This is a genomic window from Amycolatopsis albidoflavus (assembly GCF_039525725.1).
Lineage (GTDB): Bacteria > Actinomycetota > Actinomycetes > Mycobacteriales > Pseudonocardiaceae > Amycolatopsis > Amycolatopsis albidoflava.
The window spans coordinates 84569-107291 of the sequence record NZ_BAAAHV010000002.1 but is presented as its reverse complement, the minus strand read 5'-3'; the positions used below and the strand labels follow the sequence as shown (position 1 = coordinate 107291).

The following is a 22723-nucleotide window of genomic DNA, read 5'->3' as shown; positions in this document are numbered from 1 at the left end:
CGGGGATCAAGAACGGCGGAAGGAGACTGGGATGCCGCAGCAGGCTTGGAGTTCGAAACGCGAACGGCAGTACCAGCACATCGAGGAGTCGCAGGAGGACCGCGGCGCGAGCAAGAAGCGCGCGAAGGAGATCGCCGCGCGCACGGTGAACAAGAACCGGGCGCAGTCGGGCGAATCGGACCGCGCGAGCAAGACCTCGGTGCGCGACAAATCGCCGCAGCAGCGCGGCGGGCACCGCTCCGGCAAGGGACTCGGGCCCGGCGGTCCGACGCGCGACCAGTTGTACAACGAGGCCAAGCAGCGCAACATCCACGGCCGGTCCACGATGACGAAGAAGGAACTGGCCAACGCGCTGGGCCGGGGCTGATTCCGCCGCGGTGAACCAGCGCCCGACCGGCGCGGTCCGGCCTTGGATCCGCATTGTCGACGCCGTGCGGAAAGAACTGTCGCGAGACGGTTTCGCCCATCGTTACGACCCGGACGCAGACAATGGCCCCGGCGAATTGCGCGGCGGCGAAGACGCCTTCCTGCCGTGCGGTTTCCGGTTCGCCGATGCCCTGCACGACATCGACGCACGAGAGGATTGCCATGACCGAGACCGTCGGCGACTACCTGCTTTCGCGGCTGCGCGATTGGGGCGTGGAGCAGGTGTTCGCCTACCCCGGGGACGGGATCAACGGTCTCGTCGCCGCCTTCGGCAAGGCGGACAACCAGCCGCGCTTCGTGCAGGCCCGGCACGAGGAGATGGCCGCCTTCTCCGCGGTCGGCTACGCGAAGTTCAGCGGGGCCGTCGGCGTCTGCATGGCGACGTCCGGGCCCGGTGCGATCCACCTGCTGAACGGGCTCTACGACGCGAAACTCGACCACGTCCCGGTCGTCGCGATCGTCGGGCAGACCGCGCGCACCGCGATGGGCGGCAGCTACCAGCAGGAGGTCGAACTCCAGGCGCTGTACCGGGATGTCGCGAACGAGTACTGCATCGAGGTGAACGTCGCCGAGCAGCTGCCCAACGCGCTCGACCGCGCGTTCCGGGTGGCGCAGGCGTCCCGCACGCCGACCGCGCTGATCATCCCGGCGGACCTGCAGGAAGCGCCCTACGAGCCGCCGCAGCACGCGTTCAAGCAGATGCCGTCGAGCCCGCCCGGGACCGCGTGGCCGAATCCGGTGCCGCCCGAACCCGCCATCACCGAGGCGGCCGACGTGCTCAACGCCGGCGAGAGGGTCGCGATCCTCGTCGGGCAGGGCGCTCGCCGCGCGGCTGCGGAAGTCCGCGAAGTCGCCGACCTCACCGGGGCGGGAGTGGCGAAAGCGTTGCTGGGCAAGGATGTTCTGGCTGACGATCTGTCCTATGTGACCGGTGCGATCGGACTGCTCGGCACGCGGCCGAGCTACGAGATGATGCGCGACTGCGACACGCTGCTGATCGTCGGGTCGAACTTCCCCTACAGCCAGTTCCTGCCGGAGTACGGCCAGGCCCGCGCGGTGCAGATCGACCTCGACGGCCGGTTCATCGGCATGCGCTACCCCACCGAGGTCAACCTCGTCGGCGACGCCGCCGCGACGCTGCGCGCGCTGCTGCCGAAGCTGAACCGGACCGAAAACCGTTCGTGGCGCGAGAAAATCGAGAAGAACGTCGCCGACTGGTGGACCACAATGGACCAGCAGGCGGCGGTCGACGCGAAGCCGGTCAACCCGATGCGGATCGTGCACGAGCTGTCGAAGCAAATCCCGGACAACGCGATGGTCACCGCCGATTCCGGTTCGTCGACCAACTGGTACGCGCGCAATCTCCGGATCCGCGACGGCGTCCGCACCACCCTGTCCGGCACGCTCGCGACGATGGGCCCCGCCGTGCCTTACGCGATCGGGGCGAAGTTCGCGCATCCCGACCGGCCGGCGATCGCGCTGGTCGGCGACGGCGCGATGCAGATGAACGGATTGGCCGAGCTGATCACCATCGCCCGCTACCAGGGATTGTGGACCGATCCGCGGTGCGTCGTCTGCGTGTTCCACAACAACGACCTCAACCAGGTCACCTGGGAACTGCGCGCGATGGGCGGCGCGCCGAAGTTCGAGGAATCGCAGTCGCTGCCGGACGTCGACTACGCCGGTTTCGCGCGCAGCGTCGGCCTCGAAGGGATCAATGTCGAGGACCCGCGCGACCTCGCTTCGGCTTGGGAGACCGCGTTCGCCGCGGACCGGCCGACCGTGCTGGACGTGCGGTGCGACGCCGAGGTTCCGCCGATTCCGCCGCACGCGACGTTCGAGCAGATGAAATCGGTGACCGAGTCCGTGCTCAAGGGCGATCCGGAAGCGTTCCACCTGATGTTCCAGGGCGCGAAGACGAAGCTGCAGGAGTTCTTGCCCGGGCGGTCGCGGTGACGGTCGCCGCCCCGCACATCGAACGGATCGACGCGCGCGCCTACCGGGTGCCGACCCCTTCGCCGGAAGCCGACGGCACGCTCGCCTGGGACTCCACGACGCTCGTCGTGGCCAGGGTGCGCGCGGGCGGCACCGACGGACTCGGCTGGACGTATGCCGATTTCTCCTGCGCCCCGCTGATCGAAGGAAAACTCGCCTCCGCGATCGCCGGAATGCCGGTCCTGGATCCGCCCGCGTGCTGGAGCGCGATGCAGCACGCGATCCGGAACCTCGGGCGCGCCGGACTGGTCTCTTGTGCACTGTCCGCTGTGGACATCGCGATCTGGGACGCCGCCGCGCGGCTGCTCGACGTTCCGCTGAGCCGGTTGCTCGGGCGGGTGCACGACGAGGTCGAAGTCTACGGCAGCGGCGGTTTCACCTCGCAGGATGACGACGAACTGGCCGCACAGCTGGAATACTGGGTGCGGAAGCAACGCATTCCGCGCGTGAAAATCAAGATCGGCGAAGCTTGGGGCAACGCGGTCGCCCGCGACATCGGCCGGGTCCGGCTGGCGCGCGAGACGATCGGGGACGACGCCGCGCTGTACGTCGACGCGAACGGCGGCTACTCGGTCGGCCGCGCTCGCCGGATCGCCGACACGTTGCGCGAGTTCGGCGTGACCTGGTTCGAGGAACCGGTGTCCAGCGACGATCTGCCCGGCCTGGCCCAGCTGCGCACGCCGGACGGCCCGGACATCGCGGCCGGCGAGTACGGCTGCGACCTGCCGTACTTCGCCCGGATGCTGCCCGCGGTCGATTGCCTCCAGGTCGACGTGACGCGATGCGGCGGCTACACGGAATGGCGTCGCGTCGCCGCTTTGGCCGCTGCCGCGAACCGCGAGGTTTCCGCGCACTGCGCACCGAATCTGTCCGCGCACGCGGCCGCGGCGACCCCGAATTTCCGGCACCTCGAATGGTTCGCCGACCACGACCGCATCGAACGGGAACTCTTCTACGGCGGCCTCGACCCCAGCGGCGGCCGGGTCGCCCCGTCGATGTCCGTCGCCGGGCACGGGCTGCGCCTGCATGCCGACGCGGCCGCCGAGTACGCGGTCGAGGGCCGATGAGCCAGCGCTGAACTCCTGAATCCCGTTGTCCGCATGCGCCGACACCAGCGCCGAACTGCTGGCCGCCGAGCTTGCCGAGGAGCGCTATCCGCCCGGGACCGTCTCGCCGCCCAGCGCGGCCAGCACCTCGCCGCTGTAGTACGACGAAAGGCGATTCGACGCGAGAAACACATACGACGGCGCGATGTCGTCCGGATGCGCGGCCCGCTGGAACGGTGCCTGCAGGCCGAATTTCTCCACCTTCTCCGGCGGGAACGTCGACGGGATGAGCGGTGTCCACACCGGACCCGGCGCGACGCAGTTCACCCGGATCCCCCGGTCGGCCAGCGCCTGCGCCATCGCGTACGTCCAGGCGTGGATCGCGCCCTTCGTCGCCGAGTAGTCGATGAGGGTTTTGTTGCCGCGCAAGCCGTTCACCGAACCGGTGTTGATGATGACGTCGCCGTCGCCGAGATGCGGCAGCGCGGCGGCGGTCACCCGGAAGCAGCTGTGCAGGTTCACGTCGAACGTGTGCATCCACTGCTCTTCGGTCAGGTCCTCGGGACGGTCGACCGGCCATTGCGTCGCGGCGTTGTTGACCAGGATGTCGAGACCGTCCAATTCGGACAGCGTGTGGTCGACGATCTCCCGGCAGTGGCTCGCGTCGGCGAGATCGCCGGGAAGCAGCAAGCATTCCCGGCCCTCGGCGCGCACGCGATCGGCGGTGTACTCGGCGTCTTCGTGCTCGCTGAGATAGGAGATCGCGACGTCCGCGCCTTCTTTCGCGAAGGCGATCGCGACCGCGCGGCCGATCCCGGAGTCGCCGCCGGTGATCAGCGCGCGTTGCCCGGCGAGCAGGCCCCGGCCCTCGTAGCCGGTCATCGAATCGCGCGGCTGCGGATCCATTTCCGCCGTGGCGCCCGGCGGTTCCTGCTGCTGCGGCGGTCGGATGCGGTCTGCCATGCGAGAGTCCTCCCCGAAAAGTCGGTGCCGTCGCTTTCCGGCTACCCGCTGCGCCGCGGTTCAATCACCCGAACGGCCGCGCAACCGTCCCCCTGCGACGGTTGCGCGGCCCCTCGCCCCCTGGCCCGCCCTGTGGATGCGCGGCGATTACCCCGCTGCGCGGCCGGCAAACCCGGGGACGATCAGTAATCGTGCGACAGCGCCTCGACCAGCACGCCGGTGTCCGACTCTCGCACGCACGGCTTCGCCGACGAGGCCTGCTGGTCCGGCACGATCCCGGAATCGCCGCTTTGCGCGAGTCCGGCGTCGACGCACTCCGCGAAGCACTGGCCACGCTCGGATCAGCACGGCGCTGATCCGTTTCGCCGCCCCCAAGCCGGGTACGCCTCGAACAAGAAGGGAGGACAACCGTGCTGGAGGAGATGAACCGGACGCCCGCGGAGGAGAAGTCCACCGCGGACCTCGCGGCCGATCTGACCACTTCCATCAAACGCCTGCTCCAAGACGAGTTCCGGTTGGCGCTGGCCGAATTCCAGACGAAGGGCAAGCGCTTCGGCGTCGGGGCCGGGCTCGTCGGGTTCGCCGGCGTGCTCGCGCTTCTCGGCGGCGCGACCCTGATCGCCGCGGCGGTGCTCGGTCTCGCGCTCGTGGTGCCCGGCTGGCTGGCCGCGCTGATCGTCGGCGGCGCGTTGCTGCTGGTCGCGGGGCTTGCCGCGCTGATCGGGGGCAAGGAGGCGAGCCGCGCCGGCGGGCCGGTGCCGGAGGAGTCCGTGGACAGGGTGCGCGAGGACGTCGAGACGATGAAGCAGGTGCGGTCATGACCGAACGCAAGGTGGAAGAGGCCCGCGCGGACCGGGACGTCACCCGCGAGGAACTGGCCGAAACGCTGGACGCGCTGGGCCACAAGCTGGACGTCCGCACCCGCGCCGCCGAGAAGGTGGACGAGACGATCGACCGGGCGGCCGCGCAGGTGGAGAAGACCGTCTCGGCCCCGGCCGCGGAGAAGGTCCGCGCCGGTGCGGAGGCCGTCCGGAGCAACCCGCTCCCGCTGTTCGCGGCGGTTTTCGGCGGCGTGTTCGTGCTCCGGTTCCTGATCCGCCGCCGGTCCGCGCACCGGAAGCAGGGCGGCGCATGCTGACCGACCGGGAACAGCGTGTGCTGAACGAAATCGAACGCGGTTTGGGCGAGACGGATCCGCGGCTCAGCGCGAAGCTGGACCGCGGATCCGGCCGTCCGCGCCGTCGCCGCTCCGCGCTGGAGATCCTGGCGACGATCACCAGCGTCGTGCTGATCGCGACCGGCGCGTTCGACACGCGGCCGGGCATGATCGTGGCCGGGGTGGTCGGGCTCGCGGTGCTCGTCGGCGGGCCGTTCGCGGTGCGGCACTGGAAAGCCGGATCCTGGCGCTGACCCGCCGGGCGTTCGCCAGATCAGTTCGCTAGATCAGTTCGCTAGATCACTGTCAGGAAACCGTCAACGACCGTCCCTTGAGCGCTCGCCGGGGTCCAGCCTGACCGGGTGACCGCAACTCTGTCCCGCCCGGAAACGCCGCCGGCCGCCGACCGGCACCGCCTTTCCGTCGTCGGCGGACTCGCCGCGCTGTCCCTCGACGCGATGGCGTCGGTCGCCTACGGACCCGAGGCGATCGTGCTCGTGCTGGCCGTCGCCGGCGGAACGGGACTCGGCTTCACGCTGCCCGTCACGCTCGCGATCGCCGTCTTGCTCGCCGTGCTGACCCTGTCGTATCGGCAGGTCATCGCCGCGTTCCCGGACGGCGGCGGGGCCTACGGCGTCAGCCGCACCCACCTCGGCCGCCGCGCCTCGCTGGTCGCCGCCGCGTCGCTGATCGTCGACTACGTGCTGAACGTCGCGGTCTCCGTCGCCGCCGGGGTCGCCGCGCTGACGTCGGCGTTTCCCGAGTTGCTGCCGTACAAGCTCCCCCTCTGTCTCGGCGTGCTCGTGCTGATCACCGGCATCAACCTCCGCGGCATCGCCGAGAGCGCGCGGGCGTTCATCGTGCCGACCGCGGTGTTCGTCGGCTCGATCCTCACCGTCGTCGTAGTCGGCCTCTTCCGCACCGCTCCGGCCGCGAGCGTCGCCAGCGGGCACCTCCCCAGCCTTCAGACCGTCGGAATCCTTTTGCTGCTCAAGGCTTTCGCCAACGGCTGCGCGGCGCTGACCGGCGTCGAGGCGATCGCCAACGCCGTCCCGTCCTTCCGCAAACCGCGCGTGCGCCGGGCTCAGCGGGCGGAGGTCGCGCTCGGCGGGCTGCTCGCGGTGATGCTGCTCGGGATCGCCGTGCTGATCGGGAAGTTCTCGATCCACCCGGTCGACGGCGTGACCGTGCTGTCGCAGGTCACCGCCGCGTCGCTCGGGAACGGTTTCGGTTACTACGTAGTGCAATTCTCCACCGTGGTCCTGCTGGCACTGGCTGCGAACACTTCCTTCGGCGGGCTTCCGGTGCTGGCGCAACTGCTCGCGAAACACAACAACCTCCCGCACGTTTTCGCCTTGCGCGCCGAACGTCAGGTGTACCGCTACGGCGTCGGTTTCCTCGCTCTCGCTTCCGCTTTGCTGCTGATTCTCGCGAATGGCGACATGAACACCCTGGTGCCGCTGTTCGCGATCGGCGTGTTCGTCGGCTTCACCCTTTCGCAGGTCGGAATGGTGCGGCATTGGTTCGGCGCCCGCCCGCGCGGCTGGCGAGGAAAGGCCGCGCTCAACGGTTTCGGCGCGCTGCTCACCGGAATCGCGGCGATCGTGGTCACCGCGACGAAATTCGGCGAAGGCGGCTGGCTGATCGTCGTCGCGCTGCCGGTGCTCGTGCTGATGATGGAATGGGTCCACCGCAACTACCGCCGCATCGGCGACCGTCTCGAACTCGGGCGCATCCCCCCTCCGCCGCGGCTCAACCGGTCGCTGGTGGTCGTCCCGGTCCACACGGTGTCGCGACTGACCCGCGACGCGCTCTCCGCCGCGCTGTCGCTCGGCGAGCACGTCGAGGCCGTGCACGTGACGCATCCCGAGGAGGAGGCGGCCGCGCGCGAGTTCGTCGAAACGTGGGAACGCTGGCACCCGGAGGTCACGCTCGTCCAGCTGCACGACGAACGCCGCCGCCTCGGCGAGCCGATCGCGGAACACCTCCGGCGACACGACGGATGCCACGTTTTCGTCCTGGTCGCCGAGGTCGAGCCCGAGCATTTCTGGCAGCGCGTCCTGCAGAACCGCCGCGGCGCGGTGCTCGCCCGGGTGCTGCGCCGCCGTTCCGACGCGGTCGTCTGCCGGATGCGGTTCCGGGTCAAGGCCTGAGCCATTTCGTCCGGTTTTCCCGAATGCCCGTTTTCCCGGGGCGGGCCACGCGTTGCCCGATAGTACTTTCGGCCGATGTCCGCAGGGCGAAAACCCGCCGAAAGGCGTGGGCCATCCCGGGGGTCTTTCCCTCGCCCCGGTTTCGCCGCCCAAGATCGTCTTAGGGTTGGGCGTATTCGTGATCTTGAAACCGGAATGAGGGGCCCATGCGGAAACGGACCAGAATTCTCGGCAGAACGCTCGCGGCGGCAGGCACCCTCGCCGCGCTGACGGTGGCCACGGCCGTCCCGGCGATCGCGACGCCGCAGGCGAAAGCGGCCGAGCCGACGTCGGTCGAGCAGGACATCGCGCAGCTGTACCAGGACGTCGAAGACCTCTACAACGGGCTGCCCGCGAACGCGCTGCGCGGCGTCGACCCGCTGTTCGACTCGCCGGTGAAGCGGCCGGGCCAGCAGGCGCACGCCGCGCAGGGCCCGATCCCGGGCTGCACCGAAGGATCGCTGCTGACATACGCGAACAACCTCGCGTCCAAGCTGACCCCGACCGAGGGCCAGGCGCTCAGCGCGCTGAGCGCGATCGGCCAGCTCTACACCCAGGCCGTCGCCAGCGACAAGACCCCGCAGGTCTTCGGCACCGACGGCCAGTACACGCCGCGGGCAGGCTCGACGATCGACAAGCTGCGCGGGTTCTGGGACATCGAGAGCTGGAACATCCAGCTGGTCGCCTGGAAGGGCACCGACCTCGGCAGCCAGGACCGCACGACGCAGACGTTCAAGCTCGGCCTCGACCCGAAGCGGGCCGCCGCGGCGGGCGCGCTCGCGACCAAGGTGCTCTACGAGGTCCCCGCCCTGCAGGGCGGCCGCAACCCGCTGCTGACCCTGAACGCGTTCTCCGCCCCGGCCGACAGCCTCGGCGGCAAGCGCGTCATGCTCGGCGACGGCCTGCTCGACGTGGTCAACCACCTCGGCTTCGACGACGTGTCGGTGGAAGCGGTCGTCGGCCACGAGTACGGCCACCAGGTCGACTTCGCGCACAACAACTACCCGCGCGACGAATCCGCCGAAATGGGCCCGGACGCGTACGGCGGCTACTTCGTCGCGCACGCCAAGGGCGAGGCGTGGAATGCCCGCACCCAGCAGGAGGTCACCTACCTCGACGCCTCCATCGGCGACTGCTTCCACAGCCACGGCACCCCCGACCAGCGCAAGGCCGCCGGCGCGTGGGGCGAGAAGCAGGCCGTGAGCCAGAACAACCCGAACCGGATCATCCCGTCGGCGAAGATGATCGAGAAGTTCCAGAAGGAATACCCGAAGCTGATGCCGCCCGCCACGGCGGCGCTCGCCTCGGCGCACTGATCTCTTGCGGTGTCAGGGCCCCGTCTCCGCTTTCCGGGAGACGGGGCCCTCTCGCGTGCTCAGGTGGCGATGGTGGCCAACGGGTCCAGTCCGTACGTGCGGGCGTAACCGTTCTCGGTGCCGACGAGCAGGTCGACGACCTCGAAATACCGGTCCCAGAACGGAGTTTCCCGCAGCGCGTCGATCAACAGCTGGTAGGCGTGGTGATCATCGGCTTCCCAGACCCAGACGTCGGTGACGCGCGCGGAGTAGAACTCGGTGTCGTAGAAGCGCGACCGGACGCCGGCGGTTTTCGCCTCGATCGCGGGCACGACCTGGGTGGCGAAGGCCTCGGCCCGTTCCGGCGGGGTCAGGGCGAGCCATTCCGGCGTGGTCTTGACGAGCAGGAACGCGGTGACCGGTGTTTCCTTCGCGGACATTGCGGCTCCTTGGAGGTCAGGCTTCGAAGGCGGGCTTGAGGGTTTCGGCGCACCACTGTTCGAAAGTGGTCGGAGACGCCGTTTCCGCGGTGCGCGTGACACCGGCGTCGAGGCCGTTGTCCTTGGCGTGCTTCATGTCCGCGATGCCGTGGACGAAGGTTTCGTTCAGCCCGTAGCCGATGAGCGTGCTGCGCAGGTCGTCCAGCGACTCGCGCTCGTAGCGGACCGGACGGCCCAGCTGCTCGGTCATGATCCGGGCGACCTCGTTGGGAGACAGGTCTTCCGGCCCCAGCACCGGGACGTCCGCGAACCCGGTCCAGGACCGGTCCCGCAGCAGCCGGGCGGCGACCGCGGCGATGTCCGCGACGGCGACGAGCGGGGCCTTGCGGTCCGGGTCCAGTACGTCGGCGTAGACGCCCTTCTCCCGGATCGAGTCGACTTCCTCCAGCAGATTCTCGAAGAAGGACGGGTTGGCCAGCGCCCGGTACGCGACCCCGGTTCCCGCGATCAGCTCGTCCATCGCGAGCGACGCGGTGACCAGCCCCGCCCGATCGGCGACCGCGGTGCCGCGGCCGAGCGCCGAAACCCCGACGACATGCCCGACGCCGTGCGCGGCAAGCGCTTTCGCGGCCGGGCCGGTGAAACCGCTCCAGCCGTCCGCCGGAGTACGCGACGAATCCGGTGGGACCACCCAGAAAACGGCGTCCGCGCCCGCGAAGGCCCGGTCGACGACTTCGGCGTCGCCGTGCGAGCCGACGACGACCTCGACGCGCTCGCGCACCGAATCCGGGAGCCGGGCGGGGTCGCGGACGATCACCCGCAGGTCCTCGCCCGCGTCGAACAGCAAGCGCAGCACCCGGCTGCCGATGTTCCCGGTGGGGGCAGTGATGACGATCATGAAAACCTCGTGGATTAGGACCGATGGGTACGCCCTCGATCCTGCTGAGCGCGGCGGTGCTGCCACAATGGGAACTTCGGCACGCAATCCTTGCCTGAAGTGGAATTACCCTGGTGAACAGCCTGAACCCGGCACTCGACGCCAACCTCGCCGTCGCCTTGGACGCCCTGCTGACCGAGCAGAGCGTCACCAAGGCCGCCGCGCGCCTGCACACCTCGCCGGCCGCGATGAGCCGCACGCTCGCCCGGCTGCGGCGCATCCTGCAAGACCCGCTGCTGGTCCGGGCCGGGCAAGCGATGGTCCCCACGCCGCGCGCGCAGTCCCTGCGCGAGGAGGCCGCCGCAGTGGTGCACAGCCTGGGCGCGCTGCTGAGCCCCGGCACCGTCGTCGACCCCGCGACCCTGCGCTCGACCTTCACGATCCAAGCCGCCGACCTGGTCGGCGCCGCCCTGGCCGTCGGCCTCCTTCAGTTGACCGGAGAGGAAGCCCCCGGCGTCTCCCTGCGAGTCCGAGCCGAGGAATGGGAAGCCGGTTCCGCCCTCCGCGACGGACGGCTCGACCTCGAGGTCGGCTCCATCGACCACGTCGACCCGGAAACGCAGGTCGAAGAACTGCTCACCCTGCGCATGGCCGCCGCCGTCCGCCCCGGCCACCCGCTCGCTTCGGCCCCCTTGACCCCAGCCCGGCTCGCGGCGGCCGACCACGTCGCCGTCAGCCGCCGCGGCCGGTTCACCGGCCCTCTCGACACCGCACTGGCCGAACACGGCCTCCGCCGCCGCGTCGCGATCGTCCTGCCGAGCCATTTGGCCGCGATGACCCTCGCCGCGCGCAGCGATGTCGTCTGCCTGATCCCCGCGTCGCTCCCCGGCGAACCCCCGTCGCCGCTCACCGCCGACGCCACCGCGCTCGGCCTGCGGCTGCTCGACATCCCGGTTCCGTTGCCTCCCTTGACGATCGGCATGGCGTGGCATCCGCGCCAGTCGGCCGACGGGGCGCACCGCTGGCTCCGCGCCGCGGTGCGGCGGGCACTTTGCGCGCCAGGGACTTCTCCGCATTAGGCGCGCTTCGCTTCCGCGGCAACGCCCGAATTTGCCTCCGGTCCGCCTCCCGAGGTCCGGTAGGTTGCCCCGCGTGGAGTTCGTGGTTGCCGAGGACGAGGTGTGGTTCTCCGTTTTCGACGTCCTCCCGCGGACAGAGGAGGCGACGGGCGACGACTTCGTGCGGGAAGTCAGGATTCCCGTCTCCGAGACCGAGGAACTCCACCTCAGCTGGGACGCGACGCACCGGAGCGTCCGCTTCCGGCACCGGCGGGAGTCGGACATCGTCGTCGATGTCTACCGCGAGCACGCGACCTTGCTGACGATCGAGGTCCGCGACACCGGGCCCGTGGTCGTGGCGGAGTATCACGCGAACGGCTTCCGAGGCAGGACGGCTGTGCGGTTTCGACCGACCTTCGCCCTGACGGACGTCCTCCTCCAGACCTGACTCCGGCACCGGGTCCTGGCCCGCCTTGCCCGGCAGTTCTTCCGCTGAGCCCATTTGCCTGAACTGCTCGGCGAAGTCAAGCATCCGGACCGGTGGAGCACGCCAGCGGTCGCGCCGTCCGCGCACCCCGTCTCCGCCGTGCCGAGACGAGGTTAATGCCCTTCACTTTTCCTATTGACCTTCACCAGCGCCGAGCTATAGGGTTTCACCACAGTTAATGGCATTAACAGCCACTCGACAAGAGGAGACACCCATGCGCAGCACCGACCCGGCCACCTCGCGAACACCTCGCCGCCGCAGCCTCGGGACCGCCCTGCTCGCAGTCCCGCTGACTGTCGCCGCCACCCTCGGAGCCGCCCCCGCCGAAGCCGCCACTCCCGGCCCCGGCTCGCTGACCTGCCAAGGCAAAGGCGTCGAACCGGCCGCGAAAGCCCGTCACCGGGCCGAAATCCTCATCCACGCGCCGCTGCACACCATCTGGGACTTGCAGACCGACGTGGAAGCCTGGACGTCCTGGCAAAAACCCGCCGCCCCGATGACCGTGCGACGCCTGGACTCCGGCCCGCTGCGCAAGCACTCGCGGTTCCAAGCCACCGTCCACGTGCCCACGACTACCCCGAGCACCGTGGTCATCAGCTCCACCGTCCAGCAACTCCAGCGCGGCAAATGCCTTCGCTGGACCGGCCCCGCCGACAGCACCGGCTACCACATCGACGGCACACACGTCTGGACCTTCACTCCCGTCCGCGGCGGCATCCTCGTCCGCACCGAGGAAAGCCATTCCGGCCCGCAAGCCGACCCGACCTCCGACATGGGCCTCGAAACCTGGCTCGCCGACCTCAAGGCCGCCGCCGAATCCGGCACCTGCGACGGACCGCACCAGCGCTGACCGGGACGGGCACACGGTCCGACGGGCCACGCAGACACCGCTGACCCGACCGCCCGTAGCGCCACCACCCGGTCGGCACGGTCTCCGAGCTCTTGCACCCGGAGCGTGCAAGAGCTCGGACCCACCCAGGCGACGGCCAAGCCGCCCCAGCGGATCACTCCGCGTCGAGCACCGACCGCAAGGTCCGCAGCAACGGCGCGGCCTCGGCGCCGAACATCTCCACGTCCACCCGCTCCACCGCGGTCACCGCCCGCCCGGCCAGGTCGCGGCCGTTTTCGGTCAGCCGCACCAGTTTCGCGCGCGTGTCGCCGGAGTCGACCGTCCTCGTCACCAGTCCGGCCGCCTCCAGCCGGGCGATCACCTGGGACGTCATCTTGATGTCGGTGCCCGCCCGCGCGGCCAGTTCCTGCTGCCGCGGCGGCGCGCCGTGCGTTTCCATCCACCAGCAGCACGCGAGCAGCACGAACTGGACGTGCGTGAGGCCCAGCGGTTCGAGCGTCTGCCGGATCCGCCGCTGCCACGCCAAAGTCACGTGCCACAGCAGGAAACCCGGGCTGTCCCCCGGACCCGCGAACCGCGTCATCGCGCGGACCGCTCCGCGCTGGTCAGCAAATCGCTCATGGCGACCGGGAAGTCCTCGCTGATCTGCGGCCCGAGTTCCGGACCCGCGTCCCCCTCGATTTCCAAGCGATGCGTGACGCGCGTGCCGCCGCCCGCGAGCGGGGCGAGCGTGTGCCGGAACCGCAGCACGACCTCGCCGAAGCGCGTTTCGTCCTCGTAGACCTCGTTCTCGGTCAACTCCGTGATGCGCGAACGGAACGTGTCCTGCCCCTGCGGGGTGACCGACAGCTCGGTCCCCTTCTCGAACGGTCCGTGCAGTTCGAATCGGTCGCTGCGCTCGCTCAGCGGCGTCCCGCTGTGCAGGGCCCGCAACGCCGCCCACACCGCGTCCGGACGCGCCGAAGTCTCCGCGCTGTAGTCAGTGGTCCACATGATCGGTCCTCCCAGTTAGTCTGCGCAGAGACTATCTGCGCGCAGACTAACTGGCAAGCCCGAGCCGCGCGGCCCCTCACTCCGGCCAAGCGCTCCCCTTGATCAGCTCCACGAAGTCCGTCCGCTCGAACGCCGGATCGAAATAGGCGAGCACGTCGTCGTTCATCGTGCCGAACGTCGTCTCCGGACGGCCGGCCATCCCGTCCCGGAACGCGCGCAGGATGCGGTTCTTGAAGTCCGGCCGAGGATGCGCCGCGACGACCTCCGCGCGCCGGTCGCCGGCGATTTCGGCCAGGCCGAGGCCCAGCACGTCGGTTTCCACGCCCAGCGTCACCACCGCCACCTCCGGGGCCAGCCGCAGCGGGACGTCCGGCGTCGTGTGCAGGGCGATCGCGAGCCAGACGTTCCGGGCGTCTTCCTCCGAACGGCCGTGGTCGAGCAGGAACGTCCGGGCCGCCTCGGCGCCGTCGAGTTCGAAACGGCGGTCGGAGGTCGCGTAGCCGTCGGTGAGCCCCAGGTCGTGGAACAGCCCGCCGACGTACGCGAGTTCCGGATCCACCGTCAGCCCGCGCGCGGCGGCTTTCAGCGAACCCCACAGGAACACGCGCCGCGAATGGTGGAACAACGTCTCGTCGGCGACGTCGCGCACCAGCGCCGTCGCCTCGCGCACCAGCGCGGTATCCGGAATCTCGATCCCGGCGATCACCTCGGGCACCACAGACCTCCTCGGGAAAAATTGGGCTCAGCCCGAGTCTCGCCCGGCGAAGTCCGCGGTCCCACTGCGAAAACCGACCGCGTGCCCACAGATCCGGACAGGAGTCAGGAGGCCGTGGTCTCGAAGCGCGCGCGGTACTGGCTCGGCGAAATCCCCAGGCGGGCCACGAAGACGCGGCGCATCGTCTCGGAGCTGCCGAATCCGGAGGCGCGGGCGGTCTCCGCGACGCCGTGCCCCGCGCCGAGGAGGGCTTTCGCGTGGTCCAGCCGCACCTGCTCGACGTACTTCGCCGGCGTCGTGTCCAGTTCGCTCGCGAACAGCCGCGCGAGATGCCGGGCGCTGACGCCCGCCCGCGAGGCCATCGCGGACGCATTGTGGTCGAGCGCGGGCTGCGCCGAAACCAGGTCGGTCACCTCGCGCAACGTCGGGGTGCTCGGCCGCGGCATCCGCAGCGGCGCGGAGAACTGCGACTGGCCGCCGGGCCGTTGCATGAACATCACGAGACCGCGCGCGACGGTGCGCGCGAGATCGGGGCCGTGGTCCTGTTCGACCAGAGCGAGCGCCAGGTCGATGCCCGCGGACACTCCGGCCGAGGTGAAAATGTCGCCGTCCCGCACGAAAAGCGCGTCGGGAAGCACCTCGACGTCCCGGTACGCGCGGGCGAGCCGGGCCGCGTGCCGCCAATGCGTGGTGGCGCGCCGTCCGGACAGCACGCCCGCGGCGGCCAGCGCGAAGGACCCGGTGCAGATCGACACCAGCCGACCAGCACGCGGCGCGATTTCCCGGATCGCGGCGACCAGATCCACGGGAACGCCGTGCTCCACCAGCCCGTCGCCGCCGGCCACCACGACGAGATCCGGGTCCGGCGTCTCGGCGACCGGCCCGTCGACGGGCAGCCGGACGCCCACCGAGGTCGCCACGGGAGCCCCCGACGGCGACCGGTAGCTGATCGAATACCCGGCCCCGGCCAGATTCGCCTCGGCGAACACCTCGGCGGGCCCGGTCACGTCGAGCATCTTCACGCCGTCGAACACGACGAAAACCACGCTCGCGCCCATGATCCGACCTCCGGGGCCCAGCATGGCAGACCGTCAGGCGGACGCGAACCGGAGCACTGCCGCGTCGTACTGGGCGCGGGCGAACCGGAACGGCCCGAACCCGCGGTAGTCCCGCTTCCGCCGGTGCGGTTGCGCGAACGAATCCCAGACGACCTCGTCGCCAGGTCACCGTGATGCGCGCCAGCAGCGGCCAGCAGCCCCAGACCCCGCACGCACAGGCGAGCAGCGGCGTTTCGCCTTCCTCGAAGTCGAGGCCGTGGAAGTGCTCGGTCGGCGCGCCAGCGAAACAGTCCGGAATCAGGCCGCCGTAAGCACCCCGGCCGGGGACATGCCTTCGGCGAGTTCGAACCGGTCGATCAGCTCGGTCAGCGCGACGTCGTCGACATACGGCACTACGACCGGACCGCCCAGTTCGCCGGGCGGAGGGAACTCGAAGCGAAGCGTGGCCACCGCTCGAATCATCCCCGAGCCTCACGCCGGGGTTTCGTTCGGCTCCCGCCGCTCAGCCAAGATCTCCGTCACCCGCTCGCTGGGCAACGCACTCCGCAGCGCCAGCGCGATCACCACCGCGGTCAGCACCAGCGACGCCGCCGCACCCAGCGAAAAGTCGAGCACCCCCAGGTTCCCGGCATGCTTCGACGCCTCCGGATACGTGCCGAGATAGCTGATCACCGCGAGGCCCGCGAACCACACCAGCACCCACCAGCCGTGCCGGAAGTCCAGCTTCGGAGCGGTCTTCGCGAAGGCCTGGTGCGCCGCGAGCAGGAGGTATCCGAAGACGATCACCACGAACAGTTTCCAGTTCGTGTCCCAGCCGGTCCAGTAGATGATCAGGTTGGTGGAGAACATCGCGAGGAAAGCTACCGCCCACGTGAAGCCGCGGCCGAGGCGGAACGGGCGGTCGTGGCGCGGGAGCTGGCTGCGCATCGCGAGCAGCACCAGCGGCCCCGAGCCGAACGACAGCACCGTGCTGTTCGTGACGAACGAAACCAGTTTGTTCCATCCGGGGAACGGCAGGAAGAAGAAACAGCCGACGACGAACGCGAGGATCAGGCTGAGCCACGGCACGCCCGCGGAATTCACCTTCGCGAGGCCGGACGGCGCGTTTCCGTTGCGCCCCATGGCATACGAGATGCGCGCGGTGACGCCGGTGTAGATCAAACCCGTGTCGCCGGGCGAGATGATCGCGTCCGCGTACAGCAGGGTGGCCAGCCAGCCGAGGCCGAGCACGCTCGAGATCGCGGCGAGCGGACCGAAGGTGGCGAGCACGTCGCTGCCCGCGGTGAAGTTCGCGCCGACGTGTTCCCAGCCCTGTTTGGCGATCGCGTCGGACGGGGCCGCGCCGATGAACGCGATCTGCAGGAGCACGTACAAAATCCCGGTGAGCACCACCGAACCGATGAGGGTGAGCGGCACGTTGCGTCTCGGGTTGGCCGTCTCCCCCGCCAGTTCGACGCCTTGCCGGAAGCCGAAAAAGGAGAACGCGATCCCGGCGCTCGCGACCGCGGAGAAGATCCCGTGCGTCCCGTACGGAGCGAACCCGCCGAACCCCGCGAAATGATCAGTGTTGAAAGCGGTCACCAGGAAAACCACGATCACCACCGCGATGACCGCGAGTTTCCACCACACGAGCACATTGTTGATCCGGGAGAACCAGCGCACGCCGAAGAAATTCACCAGCACGAAGAACGCCAGCAGCAGGACCGAAATCCCGGTGCCCGCCGGGGTGAGCACGGCGTTGCGGTCCGCGTCGAGTTTCTCCAGCCAGGGAAGGTAATTCGTGGAATACTGGACGACCGCGAGCACCTCGATCGGCGACACCGCGGCCGCGGCGACCCAGGTGACCCAGCCCATCGAAAAGCTCGCGAACGAACCGTACGAATAGTGCGGGAACCGCGCGACGCCGCCCGAATGCGGGAACATCGTGCCCAATTCGGCGTACGTCATCCCGATCAGCACGAACATCACCGCGCCGATCCCCCACGACACGATCGCCGCGGGCCCGGCGAGCTGCGCCGCGTTGAGCGCGCCGAAGAGCCATCCGGACCCGATGATCGACCCCACCGCGGTGAACAGCAGCCCGATCGGGCCGAAATGCTTCTTGAGCCGCTTGTCGTCCCCCGCGACGAGCGCCGGGGACGGCTGTTCGGTCGTTCCGGCTTTGTCCATGGCGCGGCCTCCTGCCGGGTCGGCGGTCCGCTTCCACTGTCCTCCCGCGGCGGCGCGCGCAGAACAAGCGGACATGAGATCGTTACCTGGTGCACCGGTTCGGCGCAGGGCCGCGATCCTGCTCGGTTTTCCGTTGCCGCACAACGGTATTCGCGAACTATGTCCGGCATCGCCGGTTTCCCGCCGCGGACTACCAGGTCGCGCGGAGAATCCCGGTCACGTCGTCCGCCGAGACCTCGCGCGGGGTGTTCGCCAGCACCCCGTCCGCCAGGGTGTCGGCCACCAGGTCCGGCAGATCTCCTTCGCCGATACCGAATTCGCGGAGCCGGCCGGACAGTTCGACGTCGGCGACCAGCCGTTCGATCGCGGAAATCGCCGCGTCCGCGTTGTGTGCGAACGATTTCCGCGCGTCGGCCACGCCCAGCGGTTCCGCCAGCCGCGCCAAGCGTTCCTCCCGCACCGCGCGGTTGAACCGCAGGCATTCACCGAGCACCAAAGCCAAAGCCTGGCCGTGCGGCAGGTCGAACCGGCCGCCGAGCGAGTGCCCGACGCCGTGCACCACGCCGAGTCCGGTCGTCCGCATCGCCAGGCCCGCGGTGTGCGCGGCCAGCATCAGATTCGCCCGCGCCGCCAGATCTCCGCCATCGGAGACCGCGCGACGGAGATTCTCCGCGACCAAACGGACGGCTTGCAGGTCCAGACCATCCGCCCACGGATTCGGCCGGGCGGAAAGAAATGACTCCACCGCATGGGTCAGGCAGTCGATTCCCGCGGCGGCAGTCGCGCGCGGCGGCAGGCTCAGCGTGAGCGCCGGGTCGAGAAGTGCATACCGGGCAAGGCAAGTCGGGCCGCCGAGGTAGCACTTCCGCTGCCGCGCTGGGTCCGTGATGACGCCGAGGTCGTTGCATTCCGAACCGGTGCCGGACGTGGTCGGGATCGCCACGATCGGCAACGCGGGTGCTAAATCCGTCGAATCCTCGGTGCTCCAGCCCAATTCAGTGGCGGGACGGTCGTTGACCGCGGCGAGCGCGATCGCCTTCGCAGCGTCCAAAGCAGACCCGCCGCCCAGTGAGATCACCGCTTGTGCACCAGCAGCACGCACGAAGGCACCGCCCGTGTCGACGTCGTCGATGGTCGGATTCGGGTGCACCTCGGAGAAAACCTCGACCGCCAAACCGTCTCGCCGCAATAACTCCGACGTCTGCTCCGGCAGCGGGGTCGCGGCCAATCCGCGATCACTGACCAGCACAACTTTCCGCACACCGATCGTCCGGACCAATCGCGGCAACTGCTCGACCGCACCGGCGGCGAAGGTGGCGGCCGGATAAGGCCCGATTTCGATGGCCGGGATCTCGGTCATGACTTCCTCCCGAACCGTTCCTCGTCGACAGCGACGCCCAGCCCCGGCGCGGACGGCACGTGCAGCAGGCCTTCCGCGTCGATGTCCAGCGGCGCGGCGAGCAGGAAATCGCGCCGCTGCGGCGTCCACACCGGTGGGTCGTAAGGGAATTCGAGGTACGGTCCCCCGCCGACGCCCGCTGTCACGTGCAGGTTCGCGAGCAGGCCGAGGCCGTTCGACCAGGTGTGCGGCGTGAAGAGGCGGTTGCGCGCCAGCACCAGTTCGGCGAGAGTCCGGCCGCGCAACATGCCGGCGGCGAGCGCGACGTCCGGCTGGTAGACGTCGAGGGCGTCGGATTCCACCAGGTCCAGCAGCTCACGGAAGGTCCGGACCATTTCTCCCCCGGCGACGCGGATCCCGGTGTCCCGCACCGCGCGCAGGCCGGGCGGGTCGTCCAGCGGCAGCGGTTCTTCGAGCCAGAACACGTCGAGCTCGCGCAGCGCCTCCGCGAACCTCCGGACCGCCGCCGGGTCGAGGGAAGGCCGCACGTCGCCCGGCATCCGCCACGCCTGGTTCAAGTCGGCCATCAGCGTCATCTCCGGCCCGACCGCCTCGCGGACCGCCCGCATGGTGGCGATTCCGCCGGCGAAATCGTCCGCGGCCAGCCGGATCTTCGCCGCCCGGAACCCTTGGCCGCGGATCCCGGCCATCACCTCGGCCCGCTGGTCGGCGGGCAGGATCCGGCCGGTCGACGCGTACGCCGGGATCGCGTCCGCCGCGCCGCCGAACAGCGTCGCGACCGGGACGCCGAGCACCTTGCCGATGACGTCCCACAGCGCGATCTCCAGCGGCCAGTAGCGCCCGGCGTGGAACGCCACGGTCTCCAGCGCCCGCACGTGCCTGCTGATCGCCATCGGATCCTGGCCGAGGAACAGCTCCGCGTACGGCTCGAAGCCGGCCATCGTGTCGCCGGAGCCGTAGCCGACCACGCCCTCGTCCGTCACGACCTTGACCACCGTCGCGTCGAACCGCGTGCGCGGAACCGGATCCCAGGCGGCGTCGAACGGCGGATCGAGCGGCAGCGTCCCGGGCAGCAGCTGGATGTCGGCGATCTTCACTCTCCGGACGGTAACTCCGGATTGACGCTCGCCCAATCGTTGTTGCACAGTCCTCAACATGGCGAACCAGCGCACCTACGGTTCGGGTCTGGTCCGCGACGTCGACCTGCTCGAAGTCCTCGCACTGCCGGAAGCGCGCGACGGACTCGGCGTGTCCCGCGTCGCCGAACTGTCCGGCCGGGACAAGGCACAGGTCTCGCGAGCCCTCGCGACGCTCGCCGACGCCGGCCTGGTGTCGCGCGACGAACACACCCGCGCGTACCGGCCGGGCTGGCGGCTGTTCGCGTTGGCCACGCACGCCACCGAAACGCACCTCGCGCACCTGGCCGCGCCTTTTTTGCGCACGATTGTGGCGCGGCTGAACGAAACGACGCATTTGTGCGTCCTGCGCGCCGGCCAGGTGTTCACCCTCCGGAGCGAACTCGCGTCCCACGCTTTTCGCGGACTCGGCTGGGAAGGCGTCGGCGTCGACCCGTTCACGACCTCACCCGGACGGGTGTTATTGAGCGAATGGGACGAGGAAACCGTCGGGCAATGGTGGCAGACCTTCGCCGGCGCCGCCGCGCACCCGCTTCCGGACCTCCCCGGCGCCGCGGAGGAACCGCCGCCGCTCACCCTCGAAGCGCTGACCGCGAAGCTGGCGGGGATCCGGAAACGCGGCTACGAAACCGTGGACGAGGAGTTCGAGCCGGGATTGGTCGGCGTCTCGGCACCGGTGTACGGCTTTCGCGGCGACATTGTCGCGGCAGTCAACGTGTCCGCGCCGAAATCGCGTCTCGGCGGACGACTGCCCGCGGCGGGCCGGTTCACCCGCACCGTCGCCGACCGGATTTCCGCCGCCCTCGGCGCCCCTCGCTGAACCGCGATCTGCAAGGCCCCGCACCGTTCATTTATGCTTCGCCAAATCGTCGTTTTCCCGGCAGGTGGTCGCCATGTACGAAATCCCGCCCACTGCGGCCATGCAACGCTGGTCGGTCTCGGTCGACGGGACCAGCGCGATCTTCGCCTGCGCGCCATGGCTCGAAGACCACACTGCCGACCGGGTGCTGCCGCGTGTGTGGCCGGGCCGCGGACTAGGCGTCAGCGACACCGACGCCGCGGGTTTCGCCGCCGCGATCGCCGAGACGATGAAGGCCCCGAGCTACTGGATCGCCAGCCACGCCGCGGCGCGCGCTTGGCAGGATCAGCCGTGGTCCCCGGCGCGCCGCGACCAGGACGACGGGTTCGTGTACTTCGCGGGACCGTGCGGGGACGGGGGTGTCGCGGTGGGGTATCGCCCGGCGTATCACTTGCCGCTCGCGCTGCGGGATCTGCGGGGGCTGCGGATCCGGCTGGCGTCCTACCTGCGCGGGGCGCGCGTTTTGAGCTGAGTCTCGTGAGTGGCGATGCCGGTTAGAACCGGCGTAGCCATTCACGAGCCCCTCCCCTCAAGCTGACAGCCCGAACTCCTGCCGCGCGATCAACCCCCGCATCACCTCCGTAGTCCCGCCGCCGATCGTCTCCAAGATCGACTGCCGCCACAGAAACTCCGTATCCGTCCCCGCGACCACCGCTTCCGCCCCGCCGAACTCCACCCCCGCGCGGGCGATGTCCTGGGCCAGCACCGTGCCCGCCAGCTTGTGATACGCCGCCGGAACGGCAGCCGGTTCTCCCCGGATCACCTCGCCCAGCAAAGCCAGCGCCAGCGCGTCCACCTCCGCGAGCCGCACCGCCAGCTCGCCGACCTGCCGCCGCACCACCGGATCTTCGGCGACCCCGGCCGATTCCAGCGCCGCCATCAGGTCATGCAGATCCCGGCGCAACCGCTTCGGCGGGAACTGCACGTGCCGCTCCACCGCGAGCGCCGAAGCGACGACCTGCCACCCCTCGTTCTCCGCGCCCACCCGATCGGCAACCGGGACCCGCACGCCGTCGAACCGGACCTCGTTCAGCCGTCCGCCGTCCAGGGTCGGGATCGGCGACACGGTGATTCCGGGGCTGTCCAGCGGGACGATCAGCACGCTCAACCCCCGTGACCGGCTGTCCGCAGCCCCGGTCCGGCACAGCAGCCACATGGAGTCCGACCAGTGCGCATTGGACGTCCAGCACTTCGCCCCGTCGACCACGTAGTGGTCACCCTCGCGACGAGCCTTCGTGCGCACGGCGGCGAGGTCCGAGCCAGCGTCGGGTTCGGAGTAGCCGAGGCAGAAGTTGAGCCGGCCGCGTCGCAGGTCGGCGAGGTACCGCTCGCGTTGCGCGTCGGTGCCGTGCGTCATCAGCGCTTTGGCCACGAGACCCGGGCCCATCGGCGGGCGCGCCACCCGCGCGTAGGCCATCTCGTCCCAGAGGATGAACTCGTACGCGGGCGACCGTCCGCCGCCGCCGAACTCGGTCGGCCACGACAGCGACAGCCAGCCCCGGTCGCCCAGCGCACGGTAGACCCGGCGGACGCCGTCGGCGGTGTCCTTGCCGCGGTGGAAGTATCCGTCGGTGTCCCGGTATTCCCAGAGGAATTCGAGGACCTCCGCCCGGAACGCCTCTTCCTCAGCGGTGAAGCCGAAATCCAT

General features: G+C 69.8%; 25 protein-coding genes. 13 read left to right on the top strand and 12 right to left on the bottom strand.

All coding sequences use genetic code 11. The features are described from left to right. The first annotated feature begins 31 nt into the window (after window positions 1-31). The 3 genes from ABD156_RS00600 to ABD156_RS00590 all read left to right on the top strand — a co-directional run bounded on the left by ABD156_RS00600 (window position 32) and on the right by ABD156_RS00590 (window position 3488). The gene (locus ABD156_RS00600; RefSeq protein ID WP_344264541.1) at window positions 32-367 is read left to right on the top strand and encodes a plasmid stabilization protein; all 336 of its coding nucleotides are present in this window, start codon (window positions 32-34) and stop codon (window positions 365-367) included. Between the two features lie 221 nt (window positions 368-588). Then, entirely contained in the window at window positions 589-2382 is a 1794-nt protein-coding gene (locus tag ABD156_RS00595) for a thiamine pyrophosphate-requiring protein (protein WP_344264538.1), read from the top strand. After that, window positions 2379-3488, top strand: coding sequence for an enolase C-terminal domain-like protein (locus ABD156_RS00590; protein ID WP_344264536.1), 1110 nt, complete (start codon window positions 2379-2381; stop codon window positions 3486-3488). Before ABD156_RS00595 ends, ABD156_RS00590 begins: the two co-directional genes overlap by 4 nt. 84 nt (window positions 3489-3572) lie before the next feature. On the opposite strand, the gene ABD156_RS00585 is transcribed toward ABD156_RS00590, so the two are convergent. Continuing rightward, window positions 3573-4430, bottom strand: coding sequence for an SDR family oxidoreductase (locus tag ABD156_RS00585; RefSeq protein WP_344264534.1), 858 nt, complete (start codon window positions 4428-4430; stop codon window positions 3573-3575). Window positions 4431-4840: 410 nt separating this feature from the next. On the opposite strand from ABD156_RS00585, the gene ABD156_RS00580 reads away from it, so the two are divergent. The 5 genes from ABD156_RS00580 to ABD156_RS00560 all read left to right on the top strand — a co-directional run bounded on the left by ABD156_RS00580 (window position 4841) and on the right by ABD156_RS00560 (window position 9094). Continuing rightward, on the top strand, window positions 4841-5251 hold the full coding sequence (locus ABD156_RS00580) for a phage holin family protein (RefSeq protein ID WP_344264531.1): 411 nt from the start codon (window positions 4841-4843) through the stop codon (window positions 5249-5251). Further along, on the top strand, window positions 5248-5568 hold the full coding sequence (locus ABD156_RS00575; protein ID WP_344264528.1) for a DUF3618 domain-containing protein: 321 nt from the start codon (window positions 5248-5250) through the stop codon (window positions 5566-5568). Before ABD156_RS00580 ends, ABD156_RS00575 begins: the two co-directional genes overlap by 4 nt. After that, window positions 5562-5840: a DUF3040 domain-containing protein gene (locus ABD156_RS00570; protein ID WP_344264525.1), complete on the top strand. Its 279-nt coding sequence runs from the start codon at window positions 5562-5564 to the stop codon at window positions 5838-5840. Before ABD156_RS00575 ends, ABD156_RS00570 begins: the two co-directional genes overlap by 7 nt. Before the next feature lie 108 nt (window positions 5841-5948). Beyond that, window positions 5949-7739 (top strand): APC family permease, encoded by a 1791-nt coding sequence (locus tag ABD156_RS00565; protein WP_344264522.1) that lies wholly within the window; start codon window positions 5949-5951, stop codon window positions 7737-7739. Window positions 7740-7945: 206 nt separating this feature from the next. Next, window positions 7946-9094 (top strand): hypothetical protein, encoded by a 1149-nt coding sequence (locus ABD156_RS00560; protein WP_344264519.1) that lies wholly within the window; start codon window positions 7946-7948, stop codon window positions 9092-9094. A 59-nt stretch (window positions 9095-9153) separates the two neighbouring features. Here the strand turns inward: ABD156_RS00560 and ABD156_RS00555 are convergent, their stop codons facing one another. Both ABD156_RS00555 and ABD156_RS00550 read right to left on the bottom strand, forming a co-directional pair. Then, window positions 9154-9513 carry a darcynin family protein gene (locus ABD156_RS00555; RefSeq protein ID WP_344264516.1) on the bottom strand — a complete coding sequence of 120 codons (360 nt, stop codon included), beginning with the start codon at window positions 9511-9513 and terminating at the stop codon, window positions 9154-9156. Between the two features lie 16 nt (window positions 9514-9529). After that, window positions 9530-10411 carry an NAD(P)H-binding protein gene (locus ABD156_RS00550; RefSeq protein ID WP_344264513.1) on the bottom strand — a complete coding sequence of 294 codons (882 nt, stop codon included), beginning with the start codon at window positions 10409-10411 and terminating at the stop codon, window positions 9530-9532. 113 nt (window positions 10412-10524) lie between these two features. On the opposite strand from ABD156_RS00550, the gene ABD156_RS00545 reads away from it, so the two are divergent. The 3 genes from ABD156_RS00545 to ABD156_RS00535 all read left to right on the top strand — a co-directional run bounded on the left by ABD156_RS00545 (window position 10525) and on the right by ABD156_RS00535 (window position 12785). After that, window positions 10525-11469: a LysR family transcriptional regulator gene (locus ABD156_RS00545; RefSeq protein WP_344264510.1), complete on the top strand. Its 945-nt coding sequence runs from the start codon at window positions 10525-10527 to the stop codon at window positions 11467-11469. A gap of 73 nt (window positions 11470-11542) precedes the next feature. After that, entirely contained in the window at window positions 11543-11896 is a 354-nt protein-coding gene (locus tag ABD156_RS00540) for a hypothetical protein (RefSeq protein ID WP_344264507.1), read from the top strand. Between the two features lie 253 nt (window positions 11897-12149). Next, window positions 12150-12785: an SRPBCC family protein gene (locus ABD156_RS00535; RefSeq protein ID WP_344264504.1), complete on the top strand. Its 636-nt coding sequence runs from the start codon at window positions 12150-12152 to the stop codon at window positions 12783-12785. Window positions 12786-12939: 154 nt separating this feature from the next. Here the strand turns inward: ABD156_RS00535 and ABD156_RS00530 are convergent, their stop codons facing one another. The 8 genes from ABD156_RS00530 to ABD156_RS00495 form a co-directional block, all read right to left on the bottom strand. After that, the gene (locus ABD156_RS00530; protein ID WP_344264501.1) at window positions 12940-13368 is read right to left on the bottom strand and encodes a MarR family winged helix-turn-helix transcriptional regulator; all 429 of its coding nucleotides are present in this window, start codon (window positions 13366-13368) and stop codon (window positions 12940-12942) included. Further along, window positions 13365-13778: an SRPBCC family protein gene (locus ABD156_RS00525; protein WP_344264498.1), complete on the bottom strand. Its 414-nt coding sequence runs from the start codon at window positions 13776-13778 to the stop codon at window positions 13365-13367. The genes ABD156_RS00530 and ABD156_RS00525 overlap by 4 nt, the downstream gene beginning before the upstream one ends. 76 nt (window positions 13779-13854) lie before the next feature. Further along, window positions 13855-14493 (bottom strand): HD domain-containing protein, encoded by a 639-nt coding sequence (locus tag ABD156_RS00520; protein WP_344264495.1) that lies wholly within the window; start codon window positions 14491-14493, stop codon window positions 13855-13857. 104 nt (window positions 14494-14597) lie between these two features. After that, window positions 14598-15551: a GlxA family transcriptional regulator gene (locus ABD156_RS00515; RefSeq protein WP_344264492.1), complete on the bottom strand. Its 954-nt coding sequence runs from the start codon at window positions 15549-15551 to the stop codon at window positions 14598-14600. A 297-nt stretch (window positions 15552-15848) separates the two neighbouring features. Then, complete coding sequence (locus ABD156_RS00510) at window positions 15849-16001, bottom strand: hypothetical protein (RefSeq protein ID WP_344264489.1); 153 nt, start codon at window positions 15999-16001, stop codon at window positions 15849-15851. A gap of 21 nt (window positions 16002-16022) precedes the next feature. Further along, the gene (locus ABD156_RS00505; protein ID WP_344264486.1) at window positions 16023-17720 is read right to left on the bottom strand and encodes an APC family permease; all 1698 of its coding nucleotides are present in this window, start codon (window positions 17718-17720) and stop codon (window positions 16023-16025) included. Window positions 17721-17910: 190 nt separating this feature from the next. After that, complete coding sequence (locus ABD156_RS00500) at window positions 17911-19080, bottom strand: iron-containing alcohol dehydrogenase family protein (protein WP_344264483.1); 1170 nt, start codon at window positions 19078-19080, stop codon at window positions 17911-17913. Beyond that, a complete protein-coding gene (locus ABD156_RS00495) occupies window positions 19077-20177 on the bottom strand; it encodes a mandelate racemase/muconate lactonizing enzyme family protein (RefSeq protein ID WP_344264480.1) in 1101 nt (366 codons plus the stop codon). The genes ABD156_RS00500 and ABD156_RS00495 overlap by 4 nt, the downstream gene beginning before the upstream one ends. A 58-nt stretch (window positions 20178-20235) precedes the next feature. On the opposite strand from ABD156_RS00495, the gene ABD156_RS00490 reads away from it, so the two are divergent. Together ABD156_RS00490 and ABD156_RS00485 are read left to right on the top strand one after the other, a co-directional pair. Further along, complete coding sequence (locus ABD156_RS00490) at window positions 20236-21036, top strand: IclR family transcriptional regulator (protein WP_344264477.1); 801 nt, start codon at window positions 20236-20238, stop codon at window positions 21034-21036. Between the two features lie 73 nt (window positions 21037-21109). Then, window positions 21110-21547, top strand: a complete 438-nt coding sequence (locus ABD156_RS00485; RefSeq protein WP_344264474.1) for a hypothetical protein — start codon at window positions 21110-21112, stop codon at window positions 21545-21547. A gap of 57 nt (window positions 21548-21604) precedes the next feature. On the opposite strand, the gene ABD156_RS00480 is transcribed toward ABD156_RS00485, so the two are convergent. After that, window positions 21605-22723 (bottom strand): acyl-CoA dehydrogenase family protein, encoded by a 1119-nt coding sequence (locus ABD156_RS00480; RefSeq protein ID WP_344264471.1) that lies wholly within the window; start codon window positions 22721-22723, stop codon window positions 21605-21607.